The following is a 17,693-nucleotide window of genomic DNA, read 5'->3' on the forward strand; positions in this document are numbered from 1 at the left end:
CTCAATCCCACGTCAGGCCGCCGCGGCGCCACACGTAGGCGTACGCCACGAAGACCGTGAGCATGAATATCACCATCTCGACCAGCGCGAAGGTCCCCAGCGCGTCGTAGCTGACCGCCCAGGGATACAGGAACACGATTTCGATGTCGAAGACGATGAACAGCATCGCGGTCAGGTAGTACTTCACCGGGAACCGCTGCCCGGCCGTCGCGTGGGGGCCGCTCACGGGGGTCTCGGTGGGCTCGATGCCGCACTCGTAGGCCGCCAGCTTCGACTTGTTGTAGCGGGTCGGGCCCGCCAAACTCGCGATCGCAACCGAGCCCACGGCAAAGGCAGTGGCGATCGCGCCTAGCACCAGGATGGGTATGTAGACGTTCAACTCGCTCCATGATCCGTCGTAATGTGGCCACCTTCCCAAACTGGGCGGGCGGCCAGGCGGTAACCGGGCTGCTGTGACGAACCGGGGCTTCGGCCCGTCGCAGTGACCTTCAACATAGCGTCGTTGCGGCCGGCCCACTTGCCCGGGGTGCTGCTATTTGCCCGGTTTTAACGTGCCCGCATCCGGGCGCGTCGGGGCGCGGATGCTGAGCGACCGCCCACGCGGCCGAGGTTTGCGTGTCGGTGCAGGTGAAAGCGGCTAAATGCTCAGCGAGTGGGAGTGCGGAGCAGCCCAAGGACCGTGCGCCCCAGCACGATGGGGTCCAGCGGGTGCGGCACCGCGCCCTCGGCGCGCGACCAGCTGGCCAGCCACGCGTCGTCGCGGCGGCCGGTGAGCACCACGATCGGCGGGCAGGTCGGCAGTTCGTCCTTGAGCTGTTTGGCGATGCCCATGCCGCCGGTCGGGGTGGCTTCCCCGTCGAGGATGGCCAAGTCGATGCCGCCCTCGTCCATTGTGCGGATCACCATCGGGCCCGTCGCCACCTCGACGTAGCTCAGCTCGGGGAGGTCCGGGTGCAGCTGCTTGCCCAATGCCCGCATCACTTCCTCGCGGGTTTCGGCGTTGTCGCTGTAGACGAGGATCCGCAGGGCGTTGGAGTCGGCCACGCTCAGATGGTAGCGGTGGCGCGGCCGCCTTACCGGGGCGCCCGAACGAAAACCGCCCGCGCGGCCGCCGTCGCCGTCGCACCGACCATGCCGAACCTGTTCCAGCCCAGGTCGAATTGGGACCGATCGACCTTGGTCTCGCCGGAGATCTGGATCGAGCCGTCCTCGAGTTCGGTGACCGTGACGGGCAGGGGCAGCGGCGCGGTGACGCCCTTGATCGTGAAGTCGGCGCGCAGCTCCGCGGCGTTGCCCTTGGTCGGGTGCACCCCGGTGACGACGACGCTGATCTCACCGAAGCGCTCGACGTCGAAGAAGTCGGCCGAGCGCAGGTGTTTGTCGCGCCGGCCGATGCCGGTGTTCAGCGACGCGGCCCGGATGTCGAGGCGGCCGAAAACGGCGCCCTTGCCGGTCAGCTGCCCGTCGCCGGTGAACTCGGTGAAGCGTCCCTTCACGTTCAGCAGGCCCCAGAAGTTTTTCACCTTGAAGGTGATGGCCGAGCGTTCCGGAACGATGTTCCAGACGCCGGCCACGTCGGGATCGTGCAGCAGCGTTTCCAGAGTCGTCATCGTCACCCCCATCTGACTCGTGGTGAATCTAACCGTTAGTCGAGCAGCGGCGCGATCTCGGCGGGGTCGAAGTACTCGTCGATCCGCTCGATCAGGGCGCCCGCGCCCACCCTGATCACGATGCAGACCCGCATGGAGATCGATTGGCCGGCATGGCCCTTGGCGTGCAGGATGTGCTGCTGAACAAAGCCGCCTACCGATCCGTCATTGAACAGTTGGCGGTCGAGGATCTCATAGCGGCGCCGGGTGGTCGCCGTGACGAACCAGTCGATGACCCGCATCGCGCGGGGTTTGTCGTTATCGCGGTGCGCGCCGACGCGCCACACCGCAATGTCGTTGCTCCACAGGCGGTCGACGCCCGCCACGTCGCCCCGCTCGATCGCCGCGAACAGGCGGTCGGCCACGTCGACGATGGTTTCCGCGGTGGTGGTGGGCATGGTGGCTCCTCAATCTGTTTGGTCGTATCCGGGGTGGGCGACCGCCAGCCGGTTTCGTACCAGCGTGCGCAGGCAGGCCGTGACCTCGTCGGCGCGACCGTCCAGCTCGCCGGCCCGGATGGCGGCGGCCAGTTGCTCTTCGTCGGCGAAACCCACGCCGGCCAGCGCGGCGGCGGTTTCCGCCTCGCTCTCGTCGAGCAGTTCGCGTTCGACGATGCGCAACGCGTTGGCGGCCACCCTGGCGTGAAAGTTGACCTGCCCGCCGGTCGCCTCGCGGACGTCGGTTTCCAGGAATTCGGCCACCGCGGCCACGAGTTCGGCCGCCAGCGGCCGGCCATAGGCGCCGATCACGGCCGCACCGCCTCGAGCAGGTCGAGCACGTCCCACTCCGTCTCGCAGACGCGCCGGCCGATCGTGGCCAGCTCGACCGAGCGGAATTCGCCGCTGAGATGCCGCTCGGCCTGGTAGCGGCAGATGACGCCCCACCGCAGCGTCGCCAGCACCAGCCACCAGTGCAACGCCACCCGGTCGACGGTAGTCGCGCTGGCCTCCTCGTAGGCCCGCACGAAGCTTTCGACGCTGCCGAGGCCGCCGGCCCCCAGCCCGGCCGGGGCGCCGAACCGCCACGCGCGGATGCAGAACCAGGCCAGGTCTTCGCATGCCTCGCCGACGTGCACCAGCTCCCAGTCGAGGACGGCGGCCAGCCGCGACCCGTCGACGATCAGGTTGCCCATTCGGTAGTCCCCGTGCACCAGGACCGGCGCCGACGGTTGCGGCCGGTGGGCGGCCAGCCAGCGGAACGCCCATTCGAAGGTGGCGGTGGTGTCGCCCATGGCGTCGAGCCGCTCGCGCCAAGCCACCAGCTGGTCGTCGTGGGCCAGGCCGGGGATGTCCGGGTCGGCCCGGTGGATGGCGGCCAGCGCCCGCGCGCACTGCCGCAGCAGCTCGGTTCGAGGGGCGTGCCCGCCGTCGGCCTCGAGGCGGCGCTGGATGCGCCGGACGATGGTCTCGCCCTTGATCTCGTCGCAGATCAGAAACGGGTTGCCCAGGGCGGCAACCGAATCGTCGGCGACCAGGATGTGCGGGACCGGTGCGCCGGCCGCGGCGGCGGCGGCCTGGGCGCGGGCCTCGAGCTCCATGCCGGCGTGCACGTCGTCGGGCGGGCCGGTGCGCAGGATCAGCGCACGGCGCCGATCGCCGGTGACGGCGTCGAACGCCCACGTGGTGCGGCTGGCGCCCCCGGTCAACGCGCGCAGGTTCTCGATTGCCACGTCCGTACCCAGCACCGGGCCCAGCACCGCCGGCAGGCGCTCCTGCAGGGTCACTGGTGGCCAAACTTGAACAGCCGCTGGGCCACCCGGCGGATCTGGATCTCCTCGGCGCCCTCGGTGATCCGGTAGCGGCGGTGGTGGCGGTAGATGTGCTCGAACGGCTCGTGGCGGCTGTAGCCGAGGCCGCCGAAGATCTGCATGGCCCGGTCGGCGGCGTCGCAGACCAGCCGGTTGGCCCGGTAGTTGGCCATCGACACCTTGTCCGAGACCTCCATGTGGTGGTCGCGGTCCAGGTGCCAGGCGGCGTAGGCGACCAGCAGCCGCACCATCTGGGCCTCGGTCTGCAGCTCGGCCAGCGGCCACTGCACGGCCTGGTTGACCGAGAGCGGCTTGCCGAAGACCGTGCGCTTGCCGGCGTATTCGGCGGCGCGGTCGATGCAGTATTGCGCGGCGCCCAGGCTGCTGGCCGCCTGCCGAATCCTGTTCTCGTGCAGGAACGTTTGCGCGACCTCCAGCCCGCGGTCCACCTCGCCGAGCACCGCGTCGGCCGGCACCCGCACGTCGGTCAGCTCGACCTCGCCGTGATCGGTCGGCATGTTGAACGTCCACCAGTAGTAGGGGACGTTGAATCCCGGCGCGTCGGTCGGGACCAGGAAGGCGGTGATGCCCAGCGCGGCGCCGGGCTCACCGGAGGTGCGGGCGAAGACCAGGTCGTGGGTCGCGCGGTGCACGCCGGTGTTGAATCGCTTGGAGCCGTTGATCACCCAGCCGTCACCGTCGCGTTGCGCGTTCGTCTCCAGCCACGTCGCGTCGGAGCCGTGCTGCGGTTCGGTGAGGCCGAACGCCATGGACCGCTCCCCGGTGATCAGCGCCTCCGACCACAGGCGGCGTTGCTCGTCGGTGCCGAAGCGCTCCATCATGATCACCTGCGGGAAGTTCCCGACGATCGACGACTCGTTCTGCAGGTCGTTGTGCAGGCCGAGGCCCTTGTGCGCCAGGTGCTCCCGGATGACGGCCATGTCGACGTTGGTGCCGTCGCGGCCGCCCAGTGACGCCGGCAATCCGTAGCGCAGCCAGCCCGCCTTGTCGGCGCGCCTGCGCATCTCGGCGAGCAGGTCCTCCCACTCGCGCGTCGGGATCCCGTCGTTGTCCCAATCGGTGCGCGCGTGCTCCCGGCGCTGGTCGAAGTACTGCATGTTCTCGGCCTGCAGCGGGGCGATCTCGCGCTCGATGAATGCGTCCATGTCCGCGAGCACCCCCGGAAGATGTTCCGGCAGTGTGAAATCCATGTTGACTCCTTACGCGCCGTAAAGCGTTTTCTTCCAGATGGTGGACAGGGTCGCGATGGCGTCCGTGTCGTCGATCGCCAGGCCCAGGCCCGACGGCCCGACGAACACGGTGGTGAAATTCTCGAACAGCAACGCGATGGCCGCCGCCGTGTGTTCAGGGTTGAGCTCGGCGCCGTAACCCTGCTCCTGGGCCCGCCGGACAGACGCGGCCACGATGTCCATGCCGAAGCGCCGGAATTCGTTCTGGACGGTCGCGAAGCGCCGCTGGGTGGCGGCCAGCTGGGCCACGGCGATCATGATGCCGATGTTCTGCTTGAACATGCTCCAGTAGCCGGTGACCACCACGGTGAAAAACGAGTCGTCATCCGGCGATTGCGGCAGCTCGACGCTCAGCCCGGACGGCCGGACGACCTCGTGCAGAAACGACTCCGCCAGCGCGGCCAGCAGGTCTTCCTTGTCGTCGAAATACCGGTAGAACACGGCGGACGACTTGCCCGCCGCCGAGGTGATGTCGGCCAGGGTGGTGCCGTGAAAGCCCCGTTCCGCGAACAGTTTTCGGGCCGCCTGTTCGATGGCCTGCCTGGTCTGGCGGCCCTTGGCGGTCAGGTTCTCGGTCGGCATCAGTCCCGGATCCGGTCGCCGGCACGCAGCAGCGCACTCGGCAGATCATGGCCCACAACGGATTTGGCGACTTCGGCGGCGGCGATGGCGGCCGGCAGGTCGACGTCGACGTCGACGTCGCTGTCGCGGAGCAAATAGACCAGGTCCTCGGTGGCGATGTTGCCGGTGGCGCCGGGTGCGAACGGGCAGCCGCCCAGGCCGCCGACCGAGGCGTCCAGCCGGGTCACCCCGGCGCCGACCGCCGCGTAGGCGCTGGCCAGGCCGGTGCCGCGGGTGTTGTGGAAGTGCCCGCCCAGCGGCAGGTCGCCGAGCACCGGACGCAGTTGTGCGATGAGCGAACTCACGCGCCGCGGGGTGGTGGTGCCGATGGTGTCGGCGATCGAGAAGCGGTCGACGCCTTTGTCGCGCGCGGCAGCACCGATCTCGAGCACCCGCCCGGGCGCGGTCGGCCCCTCGAACGGGCAGTCCCACGCGGTGGCCACGATGACCTCGACCGTCACGCCGGCGTCGTGGGCGATGGCGACGATCTCCTCGATCTGCCCACTCGCCTCGGCGCTGTTGCGCCCGACGTTGGCCTGGCTGAACGCGTCGCTGGCGGCCACCACGTACTCGATCGACCGCAGGCCCGCGGCGACGGCGCGCCTGGCGCCGTTCGGGCTCGCCACCAGGGCGGAGAATTCGATGTCGGGGTAGTCGCGCAGGTGCGCAGCGAGTTCGGCGGCGTCGGCCATCGAGGGCACCTTGGACGGGGACACGAACGCCGTCGCTTCCACCTCCCGGACCCCGGTGGCGGCCACCGCGGCCAGCAGTTCCAGCTTGGCGGCCAACGGGATTGGCTTTTCGATCTGCAGGCCGTCGCGCAGCGACACCTCGCGGATGTCAACCCTCGTGGGAAATTCCGGGTGGGTCATAGCACCTCCTCCGCCCGTAAAGCCTCGAGCTCCTCGGCGGTCTTGCCGAGCAGCCCGAGGTAGACGTCGTCGTTGTGCTGGCCGGGGCGAGCGGGCCCGGCGTTGCGGACCCCGCCCGGGGATTCCGAGAGCACCGGTACGACGCCCGGGCCCAGCACGGTGCGTCGCACGCGCTCGTCGTAGTGCTCGACCAGCATGCCGCGGGCCCGCAGCTGGGGGTCGTCGACCACCTCGGCGACGGTGTTGATCGGGCCCGTGATCACGCCTGCGGCGGAGAGAGTTTCGATGATGTCGTCGGGTTGCCGCTCGGCGGCCCACGCGCCGATGATCCCGTCGAGTTCGTCCTGGTTGCGGCCGCGGGCAACATGGGTCGCGAACCGGTCGTCGCTGGCCAGTTCCGGGCGGCCCATGGCCTTGCACAGGCGGGCGAACACGGTGTCCTGGTTGGCGGCGATCACCACCCAGGAGCCGTCGGCGCTGCGGTAGATGTTCGACGGCGCGATGCCCTCCAGCCGGGTGCCGGACGGCCCGCGCACCACGCCGCCGACGTCGTAGTCGGGAATCGTCGATTCCTGCACTGCCAAGCACGATTCGGTGAGCGCCACGTCGACCACCTGCCCGTGGCCGGTGACGCTGCGGCGGTACAGCGCGGCCAGCGCGCCCTGGGCGCCGAACATGCCGGCGAGGCTGTCGCCGAGCGACAGCGCCAGCCGGGGCGGCGGGCCGGCCGGGAAGCCGTTGAGGTGCCGCAGGCCGCTGGCGGCTTCGGCCACCGACGCGTAGCCGGCCTTGTGCGCCTCGGGCCCCGTCTGCCCGTAGCCGGACACCCGGACCAGGATGATGCCCGGGTTGCGCTCGGACAGCACGTCGTAGCCCAGGTCCCATTTTTCCAGCGTGCCGGGGCGGAAGTTCTCTACCACGATGTCGGATGTCGCGACGAGGTCCAGGAACAGCTCGCGGCCGCGGGGCTTGCGCAGGTCGAGGGTGATGGCCCTCTTGTTGCGCGCGTGCACGGTCCAGAAGACGTGCTGTCCGTCCAGTTCGGCCTGGCCCCAGGTGCGCAGCGGGTCCGGCGCGCCGGGGGGTTCCACCTTGATGACGTCGGCGCCCATGTCGCCGAGCAGCCGCCCGGCGAACGGCCCGGCGATCAGGGTGCCCAGCTCGAGCACCCGGATACCGTCCAGCGCACCCGTCATTCGGCGCCCGCGAAGTCGTGCCGGACCAGCCAGTCGGTGACGACGTCGACGGCGTGGCGCAGCTTGTCCCGCTGCTCGGGACCCGCGTAATAGTGTGTGGCGCCGGGAATTTCGTGCATCTCCTTGTCGGGGTGCCCGATCGCCTCGAAGAGCCGTCGGGTGTGGCTGGGCGTGCAGGCGTCATCGGCCAGGTTACCGATCACCAGCGCCGGCACCGCAAGGTCGCGCCCGCACGCCACCCCGTCGCCGCGGGCGTCGTCGTAGCTCCATTGGGACAGCCAGCCGCGCAGCGTCGAGAACCGGGCCAGCCCGACCGGGCTCATGTTCACCACTCGGGGATCGCCCAGATAGCAGGTGCCTGGGGTGCGTTCGTTGGGATCGACGCTCGGGTCCAGCCAGCGCGGGTCGGCCATGGTGCCGTGCACGACGAAGCAAAACTCGTCGTCGGGTCGTCCGGCGGCCCTCAGTTCGGCGAGCTTGTCCTTGACCCACGCGGTGATGCGCCGGTTGCGGTCGATCTGCGCCCGCCGGTAGCGGTCCAAAAATTCCCGGCTGTAGGGCGGTTGGTTGGGGTTGTCCGGGTCGTACAGGTCCAGCTCGGGATCGCGCTTGGTCGGGTCGGATTCGTCGAGGATGGACGCGTCCAGCCATTCGGTCAGCGTGCCGTGCCGGCTGATATGCGCGGCCAGCAGCATGATCCCGTCGGCCTCGGGCAGGTCCAGCTTGGTGAGGTCGGGGCCGTCGCCGGAGGGGCTCGCCGTGATCGTCGGTTTCTGGGCCTGCTGCTGGTAGAACACCGACAGCGAGCCGCCGCCGCTCCACCCGGCCAGCACCACCTTGCGATAGCCCAGCCGGTTCTTGGCGTCCTTGATGCACTCGCCGAGGTCTTCGACCACCTTCTCCATCAGCAGCCCCGAATCCGTGCCGCGGAATCGGCTGTTGCAGTAGATGACGTGGTGCCCCGCCCGGGCCAGCGCGTTGATCATCGGCAGGTACGCCCCGCCGCCGATGGGGTGCATGAAGACCAGCACGGTGTCCGACGGCTTGTCCTTCGGCTTGAGCAGATAGCTTTCCAGCACGGTGATCTCGGCCAGCCCGCCGTAGACGTCGCGCACCGCGGAATTGTTCTGGAACGCAACCAGATACGGGATTCGGTCGTAATCGTGCTTCACGAGTGCTGCCCCAGGTCATGGGCGAGCACCTCGGCGGACGGCGTCAGCCGGCGGCGGGTGTCAACGGCGATCACCTGCCAGTCCACCCGCGAGTGTTCGTCGAACTTGCGGCGCGCCCGTTCCCGCGCCTTCTCCGGCGCGCCGTGGTGAATCCCCTGCGGCGCATGGGTGATCAGGCCCGGCGGCATCGGGATGCCGTAGAGCGAACCGCCGTGGAAGAAGGCGATCTCGTCGTAGTCGACGTTGCGGTGGTACCAGGGCGTGCGCTCGGTGCCGGCGACGCCCTCGGCGGGCTTCGGCAGGAAGTTCATCACGTAGACGCCGGTGGCCTGCATGAAAAGGTGGACCGTGGGCGGCAGGTGGACGCTGTCCGAGGTGATCACGTTGTAGTCGGCGATGTTGAAGGTGAACGCGAAGTTGTCGCCGCGCCAGCCCTCGACGTCCAGCGGATTGTGTTGGTAGAACAGCGTTGTCGGGCCGCCATCCGCAATAGGCCGGTGGATGAGCCGAACCTCGTATTCGTCGCGGTCGTCGTCGGCGCTCGGGGCCGGCTCCGGGATGGTGGCCTGCGACGGGTCGAACGGGAAGTGGCGGCCCAGCGCGCCGGGCGGCGGCACCCGGAACTCGTCGCTGGCCTCGATCATCAGCAGCGTGGTCTCGCCGTCGGGCAGTTGGCGCCAGGTGCACGCCTTCGGGAGGTAGACCCAGTCGCCCTCCCGGTAGCGCAGCGGCCCGAACTCGGTCTCGAGCAGCCCCGCCCCGCGGTGCACGAAGCACAGCAGATCGCCGTCGATGTGCCGGGCGTAGAACGGCATCGGCTCGTGACGGCGGCTCAACGAGATTCGACAGTCGTCGTTGCCGAACATCAGCAGCGGCCCGCCGTTGGCGTCGGTGGCGTCGCCGGGCTTGAGCTGGTCGGCGAGCACGTCGACGGGGCGCAGGGGACCGACGGCCCGGTAGGCGGTGGGGTCGTTGCGGCGGTACATGTTCGCGGTCCGGCCGGTGAATCCGCCGCGGCCCAGCTCGTCGTCCTTGAGCCCGTCGAGGTCGGCGTGCAGCCGCCGCGGTGTTTTCCCTTTTCGCAGGTGAACGAACGATTCCATGGGGACTCCAGGCTCGGCGGGGGCTATGAAACTGAAAGTGACATTACTTTTTGTTCCGGGGCCGCACAAGGCCGGACCGCGGGCCGCCTCAGTCGCGCACGCGCACCACGACTTTCCCCTTGGCCGTGCGATTCTCGAGCGAGGCGACGGCCGCGCCGGCCTGCTCCAGCGGGTAGACCTCGGGCGTCGGGGCGGCCAGCCGGCCCGAGCTGAGCAGGGCCTCCAGCCCGGCCCACTGCTCGGCGAGCGCGCCCGGGTGCGTCCCGGCCCAGGCCCCCCAGCCCACGCCGACGACGTCAATGTTGTTGAGCAGCAACCGGTTCACCTTCACCGTCGGGATCTCCCCGCCGGTGAACCCGATGACCAGCAGCCGTCCGCCCGGTGCGAGGGAGCGCAGCGAATCGGTGAACCGGTCGCCGCCGACCGGGTCGACGACCACGTCGACGCCGCGGCCGCCGGTGAGCTCCTTGACCGCGTCCTTGAACCCCTCGGCCAGCACCACGTCGGTGGCGCCGGCCGCCGTCGCGACGTCCGCCTTGTCCTCGGTGCTGACGACCGCGATGCTGCGGGACGCCCCGAGCAGCGGCGCCAGCCGCAGCGTCGACGTGCCGATCCCGCCGGCCGCGCCGTGCACCAGCACCGTCTCGCCCTGGGCCAGCCGGCCGCGCACGGTGAGCGCGAAGTACACCGTCAGGTCGTTGAACAGCAGGCCGGCGCCGGCCTCGAAGCTCACGTTGTCCGGCAGCTTGAACACCCGGTCCGGCTGCAGGATCGCGACCTCGGCCATGCCCCCGGACAGCATCGTCAGCCCGACGACCCGGTCGCCGGGTCGCACGTGCGCGCCCTCCGGCGCCGAGCGCACCACGCCGGCGATCTCGGCTCCGAGCACGAACGGCGGCTCCGGCCGGTATTGGTAGAGGCCGCGGGTCAGGAGCGCGTCGGGAAAGGCCGCGCCCGCGGCGTACACGTCGACGACCACGCCGTCACCCGCGGGTTCGTCGACCTCCGCCACCTCGATCGCGTCCGGACCATCCAGTCGAGTCACCCGTGCAGCCCGCATGGTCGGACAGCCTACTGCCGACTCAAAACCCGCCGGCGACCCGCACCACCGCGCGGCCGGTGAAGCCGCCGCCGCGCAGCTGGTCCAACACGCCGACGACATCCTTGACGTCGACGTCGCTGATCAGCGCCTCCAGGTGGCGCGGCCGCAACGAATCACCCAGCAGCGCCCACAATTTCCGGCGCCGGCCAATCGGCATCAGCACCGAGTCCATCCCGAGCAGCGCGACGCCGCGCAGGATGAACGGCATCACCGTGGTGTGCAACGCCGGCCCACCGGTCAGGCCGCTGCAGGCCACCGCCCCGCCGTAGTCGACGGCGCTGAGCACATCGGCCAGGGTCGCGCCGCCCACGCAATCCACCGCGCCCGCCCAGCGCGCCTTGGCCAGGGGCCGCGGCTTGGCGTCGGGGTCCTCGGGCAACCGGCCGATAACCTCCGCGGCGCCAAGCTCTTTCAGCAGCCCGGCCGCCTGCTCCTTGCCGCTCGACGCGACGACCCGATAGCCGGCGGCGGCCAGCAGGTCCACGCTGACCGAGCCGACGCCGCCGGAGGCGCCGGTGACGACGACCGACCCGGCGCCGGGTTGCAGGCCCCAGTCGATCAACGCCTGCACGCTCATCGCGGCGGTGAAGCCGGCGGTCCCGATGGCGGCGCCCTCGCGCGGTGTCAGGTCGCCGAGCGCCACCACCTGGTCGGCCGGCAGCCGCGCGTATTCCGCGTAGCCGCCGTGGTGGCCGGTGCCGATCGCGTACCCGTGGGCGAGCACCTTGTCGCCGGCGGCGAAGTCGGGGGAGCGCGACTCGACGACCTCGCCGGTGAGGTCGATGCCCGGCACCACCGGGTAATTGCGCACCACGCCGCCGCCCGGCGTCAGCGCCAGCGCGTCCTTGTAGTTGACGCTCGAGTACTCCACCTTGATCGTCACCTCGCCGGGCGGCAGGTCCTCGGCGCTCAGCGTCTCGATCGACGCGGTTATCCGGTCACCATCCTGGCGCGCGACGAGCGCGTGAAACGTATCCATACGACGACGCTAACCTCAGCCCATGGATTCCTTCCCACTCGGTGGCTTTTCCGTCGCGCGCATCGGCTTCGGCGCGATGCAGCTGCCCGGACCCAATGCGTTCGGGCCGCCGCGCGACGGCGCGGCGGCGCTGGCGGTGCTGCGGCGGGCGGTCGAACTCGGCGTCGACCACATCGACACCGCGCAGATCTACGGCCCGGACGTCGCCAACGAGCTGATCCGCGAGGCGTTGCACCCGTACCCGGAGAACGTGGCGTTGGTCAGCAAGGTCGGCGGGCGCCGCGACGACGCCGGCGCCTGGCTACCGGCCGGTGGACCCGACGACCTGCGGCGCGACATCGAGACGAACCTGCGGGCCCTCGGCGTCGACCGGCTGGCCGCGGTCAACCTGCGGCTGTTCGACAGCGACGGGCCGGACCAGCTGTTCGACGATCAGCTCTCGGCGATGATCCGGGCCCGCGACGAGGGGTTGATCGCCGGGATCGGGCTGAGCAACATCAACCGTGAGCACCTGCTGCATGCCCTGGGCCGCACCGAAATCGTCTGCGTGCAAAACGCTTTCAACCTTGTTCACCGCGACTCTGCGCCGGTGCTCGAAGAGTGCACGAGGCAGGGGATCGCGTTCGTCCCGTTCTTCCCGCTGGGGGCCGCGTTCGCGCGGCCGAACCCGGTGCTGACTCACCCGCTGGTGACCGACGCCGCCGAGCGACTCGGCCGCACGCCCGCCCAGGTCGCCCTGGCGTGGACGCTGAGCGTGGCGCCCAACGTGCTGCTGATCCCGGGCACCTCGTCGGTGCGGCACCTCGAGGAGAACATGGACGTCGCGTCCGTCGAGCTGGACGAGGACACCCGCGAGCGGTTGAGCGCCGTCGCTACTTGAGTTCGGACGACGACAGCCCCAGCAGGCGACGGGCGACCACCAGCTGCTGGATCTGCTGGGTGCCCTCGAAGATGTCCAGGATCTTGGAATCGCGCGCCCACTTCTCCAGCAGCGACTGCTCGGAATACCCTGCGGTGCCGGCCAATTCGACGGACTTGAGGGTGACGTCGCTGGCCATCCGGCCGGCCTTGGCCTTGCTCATCGACGCCTCTTTGGAGTTGGGGATCTTGTTGTCGGCCTGCCACGCCGCGCGCAGCGACAGCAGGTAGGCGGCCTCCCAGTCGGCCTCCATCCGCAGGAACTCGGCGGCCGCGGCGCTCTGGGCGTGCGACGGCCGGTCATAGGAGATCTCGACCCCGGCCTCGGTGAGGATCTTGCGGATCTCCTCCAGCGCGGCGCGGCCGACCCCGATGGCCATCGCGGCGACGATCGGGCGGGTGTTGTCGAAGGTCTCCATCACTCCCGAAAAGCCCTTGCCGACCTCGATTTCCGGGTTGCCCAGCAGGTTGTCTTTCGGGATTCGGACATTGTCGAACCGGATCGCGGCGGTGTCGGAACCCTTGATGCCGAGCTTGTGCTCGAGCCGTTCGACCGTCACGCCGGGATGCTCGCGCGGCACGATGAACGACTTGATCGCCGCGCGGCCCTGAGCCTTGTCCAGCGTGGCCCACACCACGATGTGGGTGGCGCGCGAGCCGGCGGTGACGAAGATCTTCTCGCCGTTGATGACGTACTCGTCGCCGTCCAGCTTGGCGGTGGTGGACACCGCCGCCGAGTCGGATCCGAAGCCGGGTTCGGTGATGGCCATTGCCGCCCACACCTTGCCGAGGCGCTCCAGCTGCTCGTCGGTGGCCACCGCGGAGATGGCCGCGTTACCCAGCCCCTGGTAGGGCACCGACAGCATCATCGCGACGTCGCCCCAGCAGGCCTCCAGCGTCTGCAGCAGTGCGGCCATGTTGGCGCCGTTGTGGTTTCGGTCCCGGTCCTCGTCCTCGTCGCGCAGCGCGTCGGCTCCGGCGAAGGCGACCGATTCCGACGCGCCCTCGAACAGGTTGATCAGGGTGTCCAGCTCGACCGGGTACGCGTGCTCCTTGAGGTCGTACTTGCGCGCGATCGGCCGCATCATCTCGGCGGCGCCCTGGTGGGTCTTGACGCTCACCGCCTGCAGCTTGCGGGGCAGTTCCAGATTGATTGCCATGATTGGTCTTTCGCTCGAGTTGAATGACGACTCAGATGACGACAACGCCCTCGGCCACGCCGATGGCCCGCAGGTCCCGGTACCAGCGCTCGACCGGGTGTTCCTTGGTGTAGCCGTGGCCGCCGAGCAGCTGCACGCCGTCCAGGCCGATCTGCATGCCCTTGTCGGCGCCGAGCCGCTTGGCCAGCGCCGCCTCGCGGGTGAACGGCAGGCCCTGTTCGGCGCGGGCGGCGCCGCGCCAGGTGATCAACCGCAGCCCGTCCAGTTCGATGGCGATATTCGCGCACATGAACGCCACGGCCTGCCGGTGAGCGATGGGCTCGCCGAAGGCCTCGCGTTCCTTGACGTAGGGCACGACGTAGTCGAGCACCGCGTGTGAGGTGCCGACCGCCAACGCCGCCCAACCGAGCCGGGACAGCGCGATCGCCTCGGAGTAGTCCTCGTCGGAGGCCTCGTCCTCGCCCAGCCGGGCGCTCGCCGGCACCGAAACCCCGGACAGCTCGACCCGGCCCAGGGCCGCCGCGCGGATTCCCATGCTCGGGTCCGCCTTGACGCTAAGGCCTTTGGTGGAGGACTCGACGATGAACAACGCGGGCTTGCCGTCCAACTGGGCGCCGACGACGAACAGCTCGGCGTCGGCGGCCGCGGGCACCAACGACTTCACGCCGTCGAGCCGGTAGCCGCTCGGCGTGCGCACCGCGGTGGTTTTCAACCGGGTCGGGTCGAACAGCGGTTGCGGTTCGGCGATGGCCACGCAGGCCTGCGGGACGTTCTCGCCGGCGAACTCGTGCAGGTAGGTGGCCTGCTGATCGGCGCTGCCCCAGTGGGTGAGCGCCGCCGCCACGCCGCCGGGCGCGAGAATCGGCAGCGCCAGGCCCATGTCGCCGTAGGCGAGCGCCTCGGCCACCAGCACGTTGGTGACGCTGGAGCGGTGGGCGGCGATGCCCTCGAAGTCCTCGGGGATGTTGATCGCGGTGATGCCCAGCTCGGCGGCCTTGGCGATCAGATCGGGCGGGTAGGTCGCGGCCTCGTCGGCGTCGTGCGCCGCGGGCCGCAGCACCTCCTCGGCGAACTCGTCGAGGGTCTCGACGATCATCTTCTGCTCGTCGTCGGGCGTCAGGTCGAAGTAGTCCTTGCCGCTGGACTTGAGCCGGGTCGGACCGCCGCGGAGGTTCTGCACCCGCTTGAACTGGCGGGACGCGGCCCCCGCGGTGGAGAAGACCGTCTTCGTCCCGTAGCGCAGACCCCGGTTGAGCGGGTCGCGCAGGTGATACTTGTCCAGGAATTCCTGGCCGACGAGCGGGGTCAGCAGCGCCAGGGTGATGTCGATGCCGGTCCGCTTGTGCGGCTGCATCCCGACGCCGGTCTTGCGGCCGCGCCGTCTCAGGCGTGAGCGGGTGGTCTTCGAAGTCTGTTTTGCACCGGAAGTCTCGGTCATTTCAGCAGCCTCTGTCGTTGGGGCAATGCGGATACGTCTTATCTTACTCCGGAGTAAGATAGATGGGACTGCGTGTTAACTAATTCACAAAGACTAGGCCCGGAGGCGGGAAAGCACCTGCTCATGCAGGAGGCCGTTGGTGGCCACGGCGCTGCCGCCGTGCGGGCCCGCGGTGCCGTCCAGACCGGTGAACTTCCCGCCCGCCTCGCGCACCAGGATGTCGAGCGGGGCCAAGTCCCACACCGACACCTCCGGTTCGGCCGCGATGTCCACCGCGCCCTCGGCGAGGAGGCAATAGGAGAAAAAGTCGCCGTAGGCCCGGACCCGCCACACTTCATCCGTCAGCCCGATGAAGCGATCACGCAAGCCGAGTTGCGCCCACCCCGACAGGCTGGAGAACGACAGGCTCGCCGAATCCAACTGCGCCACTGAGGAAACCGTGAGCCGTCGCGGTGAACCGCCGTCGACGGCGGCGAACGCGCCGCGTCCTCGCGCCGCCCACCAACGGCGGTGCAACGCCGGCGCGGTCACGACGCCGACCGAGGGGACACCATCGATGAGCAACGCGATCAGACTGGCCCACACCGGCACGCCGCGCACGAAGTTCTTGGTGCCGTCGATCGGGTCGATGATCCACTGCCGCCCGCTGAAGGTGGCGGTACCGCCGAACTCCTCGCCGACGACGCCGTCCTGAGGCCTCTCGCGTCCGAGTACGTCGCGCAGTTCGGTCTCGACCCTCCGGTCGGCGTCGGTCACCGGCGTCAGGTCCGGTTTGGTGTCGACGCGCAGGTCGAGCGCCCCGAATCGGGCGGCGGTCAGGGCGTCGGCGCGGTCGTCCAGGGCCAGCGCCAGCGTCAGGTCGTCGCGACTCATGGGAGCAGTCCTACCATGGCCGGGTGTGGGAATTCGGTGTGCTGATCCTGCTGGTGGCCGTGTTGGCAGTGTTCCTGGCCCAGCGTTTCATCCCGCGGGGCCCGCGCGGCGAGCTGGCGAGCGGGACGCTGCTGGTGACCGGGGTCAGCCCGCGGCCGGACGCCACCGGCGAGCAATTCGTCACCATCGCCGGCGTCATCAACGGGCCGACCGTCAGCGAGTACGCCGTCTATCAGCGGATGACGGTCGACGTCGACCACTGGCCGACGATGGGCCAGCTGCTCCCGGTCGTGTATTCGCCCAAGAATCCCGACAATTGGCGGTTCGCGCCGGCCGAACCGCCAACCGCCTAGCCCCCCGCGGGCGGGCGCGTCATCACCGTGAGCCGGGTCCCGTAGCGCGGCAGGACGCCCGAGGCCCGCGCCATCGTGCCGGCCGGCATCCCGGGGACGCCCGGATAACCGGAACCGGCCAACTCGTCGGTTCCCGGCAGCGTGGTCAGGCCGGCGGGCTCCAGCGCCGAGATGCGACTGGTCGACGGCGCGGACCAGCTGGCCGGCACCGACATCGGCCCGATCGTGTTGGCGCGGGCCATGCTCACCGTGACCGCGTTGGTCAACCCACCGACCCCGGTGGCGCCCCCGACGCCCTGCAATGGCCCGAGCCCCATGGGCCCGAGTGCGGGGGAAGGCCCCGCGAACCCCGACAGGTAGGCCAAATTCGCCGAATTGCCCGTGAGCGACGCCGGGATCCCCGCCATGGTTCCGGTCCCCGAGACCGCCGTGTTCACGAGCTGTATGGAGTCCAGCACGCTAAGGCTGTTCCAGCCGCCGGCGGTGATGGGAATCGGGCTGAGGTTCAGCAGGTTCTGCAGACCGTTGGAGATCTCTGAACTCAACCCGAAGAGCGTCTGGTACAGCTGCGACAACGGGTCGGCGGCCGCCTGATTCGCCGCGGCGGTCTGCTCGCTCACCCCGTCCGGGTTGGTGGTCTGCTGCGGCGACACGAACGACGTCAGCCGGGAAGCGGCCGCCGAGCTGACGGCGTAGGCGTTCATCGCGGTGGCGTCCTGGGCCCACATCTCGGCGTACTGGGCCTCGGTCGCCGCGATCGCCGCGGTGTTCTGGCCGAAGAAGTTCGTCGCGATCAGCGCCTGCAGCTGCGCCCGGTTGACCGCTATCGCCGGCGGGGGCACCGTCATGGCGAAGGCCTGATCGAACGCCGCGGCCGCCGCCCTTGCTTGCATGGCGGTCTGTTTCGTCTGCTGAGCGGTCGTGGTCAGCCATTCCACATAGGGGGTCGCCGCGGCGGTCATCGCCGCCGACGCGGGGCCGTGCCAGTGCAAGGTGGTCAGGGCCGAGAGCACGTTGCCATAGGTCTCGGCCGTGGTGCCCAATTCGGCGGACAGCGAATCCCAGCTTCCCGCCGCGGCCATGAGCGAGCCCGATCCCGGGCCGCCGTAAATCCGGGCGGAATTGATTTCAGGCGGAAAAAAGGCGTAATCCATTGTCAGGTCTCCCTGTTGGTGTACGTAGTGAACCGTGCCGATCCCGATTCGGCACTTTGTCCGCCGCCGCCGCGCTGGCGGTGGTGATAAGAATCTAGGCGCCGTT

The 17,693-nt window shown here is 69.6% G+C and carries 20 protein-coding genes; 2 read left to right on the top strand and 18 right to left on the bottom strand.

The genetic code is table 11. The features are described from left to right. Position 1 precedes the first annotated feature (1 nt). From A5673_RS07055 to A5673_RS07120, 14 genes are all read right to left on the bottom strand, one after another. Positions 2 to 379 (bottom strand): NADH-quinone oxidoreductase subunit A, encoded by a 378-nt coding sequence (locus tag A5673_RS07055; RefSeq protein ID WP_068229053.1) that lies wholly within the window; start codon positions 377 to 379, stop codon positions 2 to 4. A gap of 266 nt (positions 380 to 645) precedes the next feature. Further along, positions 646 to 1,044, bottom strand: a complete 399-nt coding sequence (locus tag A5673_RS07060) for a response regulator transcription factor (protein ID WP_066908729.1) — start codon at positions 1,042 to 1,044, stop codon at positions 646 to 648. 29 nt (positions 1,045 to 1,073) lie between these two features. Then, on the bottom strand, positions 1,074 to 1,610 hold the full coding sequence (locus A5673_RS07065; protein ID WP_068229251.1) for a YceI family protein: 537 nt from the start codon (positions 1,608 to 1,610) through the stop codon (positions 1,074 to 1,076). Positions 1,611 to 1,645: 35 nt separating this feature from the next. Continuing rightward, positions 1,646 to 2,047: a nuclear transport factor 2 family protein gene (locus A5673_RS07070; protein WP_068229056.1), complete on the bottom strand. Its 402-nt coding sequence runs from the start codon at positions 2,045 to 2,047 to the stop codon at positions 1,646 to 1,648. A gap of 9 nt (positions 2,048 to 2,056) precedes the next feature. Next, on the bottom strand, positions 2,057 to 2,398 hold the full coding sequence (locus A5673_RS07075; RefSeq protein ID WP_068229060.1) for a DUF6285 domain-containing protein: 342 nt from the start codon (positions 2,396 to 2,398) through the stop codon (positions 2,057 to 2,059). Beyond that, positions 2,395 to 3,372: a phosphotransferase family protein gene (locus A5673_RS07080; RefSeq protein ID WP_068229062.1), complete on the bottom strand. Its 978-nt coding sequence runs from the start codon at positions 3,370 to 3,372 to the stop codon at positions 2,395 to 2,397. The genes A5673_RS07075 and A5673_RS07080 overlap by 4 nt, the downstream gene beginning before the upstream one ends. Then, positions 3,369 to 4,607: an acyl-CoA dehydrogenase family protein gene (locus A5673_RS07085; protein ID WP_068229065.1), complete on the bottom strand. Its 1,239-nt coding sequence runs from the start codon at positions 4,605 to 4,607 to the stop codon at positions 3,369 to 3,371. Before A5673_RS07085 ends, A5673_RS07080 begins: the two co-directional genes overlap by 4 nt. A 9-nt stretch (positions 4,608 to 4,616) precedes the next feature. After that, positions 4,617 to 5,228 (bottom strand): TetR/AcrR family transcriptional regulator, encoded by a 612-nt coding sequence (locus A5673_RS07090; RefSeq protein WP_068229067.1) that lies wholly within the window; start codon positions 5,226 to 5,228, stop codon positions 4,617 to 4,619. Further along, positions 5,228 to 6,139 (bottom strand): hydroxymethylglutaryl-CoA lyase, encoded by a 912-nt coding sequence (locus tag A5673_RS07095; protein WP_068229070.1) that lies wholly within the window; start codon positions 6,137 to 6,139, stop codon positions 5,228 to 5,230. Before A5673_RS07095 ends, A5673_RS07090 begins: the two co-directional genes overlap by 1 nt. After that, positions 6,136 to 7,335: a CaiB/BaiF CoA-transferase family protein gene (locus A5673_RS07100; RefSeq protein WP_068229073.1), complete on the bottom strand. Its 1,200-nt coding sequence runs from the start codon at positions 7,333 to 7,335 to the stop codon at positions 6,136 to 6,138. The genes A5673_RS07095 and A5673_RS07100 overlap by 4 nt, the downstream gene beginning before the upstream one ends. Continuing rightward, entirely contained in the window at positions 7,332 to 8,507 is a 1,176-nt protein-coding gene (locus tag A5673_RS07105) for a S9 family peptidase (RefSeq protein WP_068229076.1), read from the bottom strand. The genes A5673_RS07100 and A5673_RS07105 overlap by 4 nt, the downstream gene beginning before the upstream one ends. Beyond that, the gene (locus A5673_RS07110; protein ID WP_068229079.1) at positions 8,504 to 9,610 is read right to left on the bottom strand and encodes a homogentisate 1,2-dioxygenase; all 1,107 of its coding nucleotides are present in this window, start codon (positions 9,608 to 9,610) and stop codon (positions 8,504 to 8,506) included. Before A5673_RS07110 ends, A5673_RS07105 begins: the two co-directional genes overlap by 4 nt. 88 nt (positions 9,611 to 9,698) lie before the next feature. After that, on the bottom strand, positions 9,699 to 10,670 hold the full coding sequence (locus tag A5673_RS07115) for an NADPH:quinone oxidoreductase family protein (RefSeq protein WP_068229082.1): 972 nt from the start codon (positions 10,668 to 10,670) through the stop codon (positions 9,699 to 9,701). 22 nt (positions 10,671 to 10,692) lie between these two features. Continuing rightward, positions 10,693 to 11,691 carry an acryloyl-CoA reductase gene (locus A5673_RS07120; protein ID WP_068229084.1) on the bottom strand — a complete coding sequence of 333 codons (999 nt, stop codon included), beginning with the start codon at positions 11,689 to 11,691 and terminating at the stop codon, positions 10,693 to 10,695. A gap of 22 nt (positions 11,692 to 11,713) precedes the next feature. Between A5673_RS07120 and A5673_RS07125 the strand changes: the two genes are divergently transcribed. After that, the gene (locus A5673_RS07125; RefSeq protein WP_068229087.1) at positions 11,714 to 12,571 is read left to right on the top strand and encodes an oxidoreductase; all 858 of its coding nucleotides are present in this window, start codon (positions 11,714 to 11,716) and stop codon (positions 12,569 to 12,571) included. Here A5673_RS07125 and A5673_RS07130 read toward each other — a convergent pair. The 3 genes from A5673_RS07130 to hisN form a co-directional block, all read right to left on the bottom strand. Further along, positions 12,564 to 13,769, bottom strand: a complete 1,206-nt coding sequence (locus A5673_RS07130; protein ID WP_068229090.1) for an acyl-CoA dehydrogenase family protein — start codon at positions 13,767 to 13,769, stop codon at positions 12,564 to 12,566. The two genes, A5673_RS07125 and A5673_RS07130, sit on opposite strands and share 8 nt — an antisense overlap. Positions 13,770 to 13,800: 31 nt before the next feature. After that, positions 13,801 to 15,207: an acyl-CoA dehydrogenase family protein gene (locus A5673_RS07135; RefSeq protein WP_068229093.1), complete on the bottom strand. Its 1,407-nt coding sequence runs from the start codon at positions 15,205 to 15,207 to the stop codon at positions 13,801 to 13,803. Between the two features lie 93 nt (positions 15,208 to 15,300). Continuing rightward, on the bottom strand, positions 15,301 to 16,080 hold the full coding sequence (gene hisN / locus A5673_RS07140; RefSeq protein ID WP_068229096.1) for a histidinol-phosphatase: 780 nt from the start codon (positions 16,078 to 16,080) through the stop codon (positions 15,301 to 15,303). Between the two features lie 23 nt (positions 16,081 to 16,103). On the opposite strand from hisN, the gene A5673_RS07145 reads away from it, so the two are divergent. Continuing rightward, positions 16,104 to 16,433, top strand: coding sequence for a hypothetical protein (locus tag A5673_RS07145; protein WP_068229099.1), 330 nt, complete (start codon positions 16,104 to 16,106; stop codon positions 16,431 to 16,433). Here A5673_RS07145 and A5673_RS07150 read toward each other — a convergent pair. Beyond that, complete coding sequence (locus A5673_RS07150) at positions 16,430 to 17,587, bottom strand: PPE family protein (protein ID WP_068229102.1); 1,158 nt, start codon at positions 17,585 to 17,587, stop codon at positions 16,430 to 16,432. The two genes, A5673_RS07145 and A5673_RS07150, sit on opposite strands and share 4 nt — an antisense overlap. Between the last annotated feature and the right edge of the window lie 106 nt (positions 17,588 to 17,693).

It is taken from the genome of Mycobacterium sp. E3198 (genome assembly GCF_001667015.1).
Lineage (GTDB): Bacteria > Actinomycetota > Actinomycetes > Mycobacteriales > Mycobacteriaceae > Mycobacterium.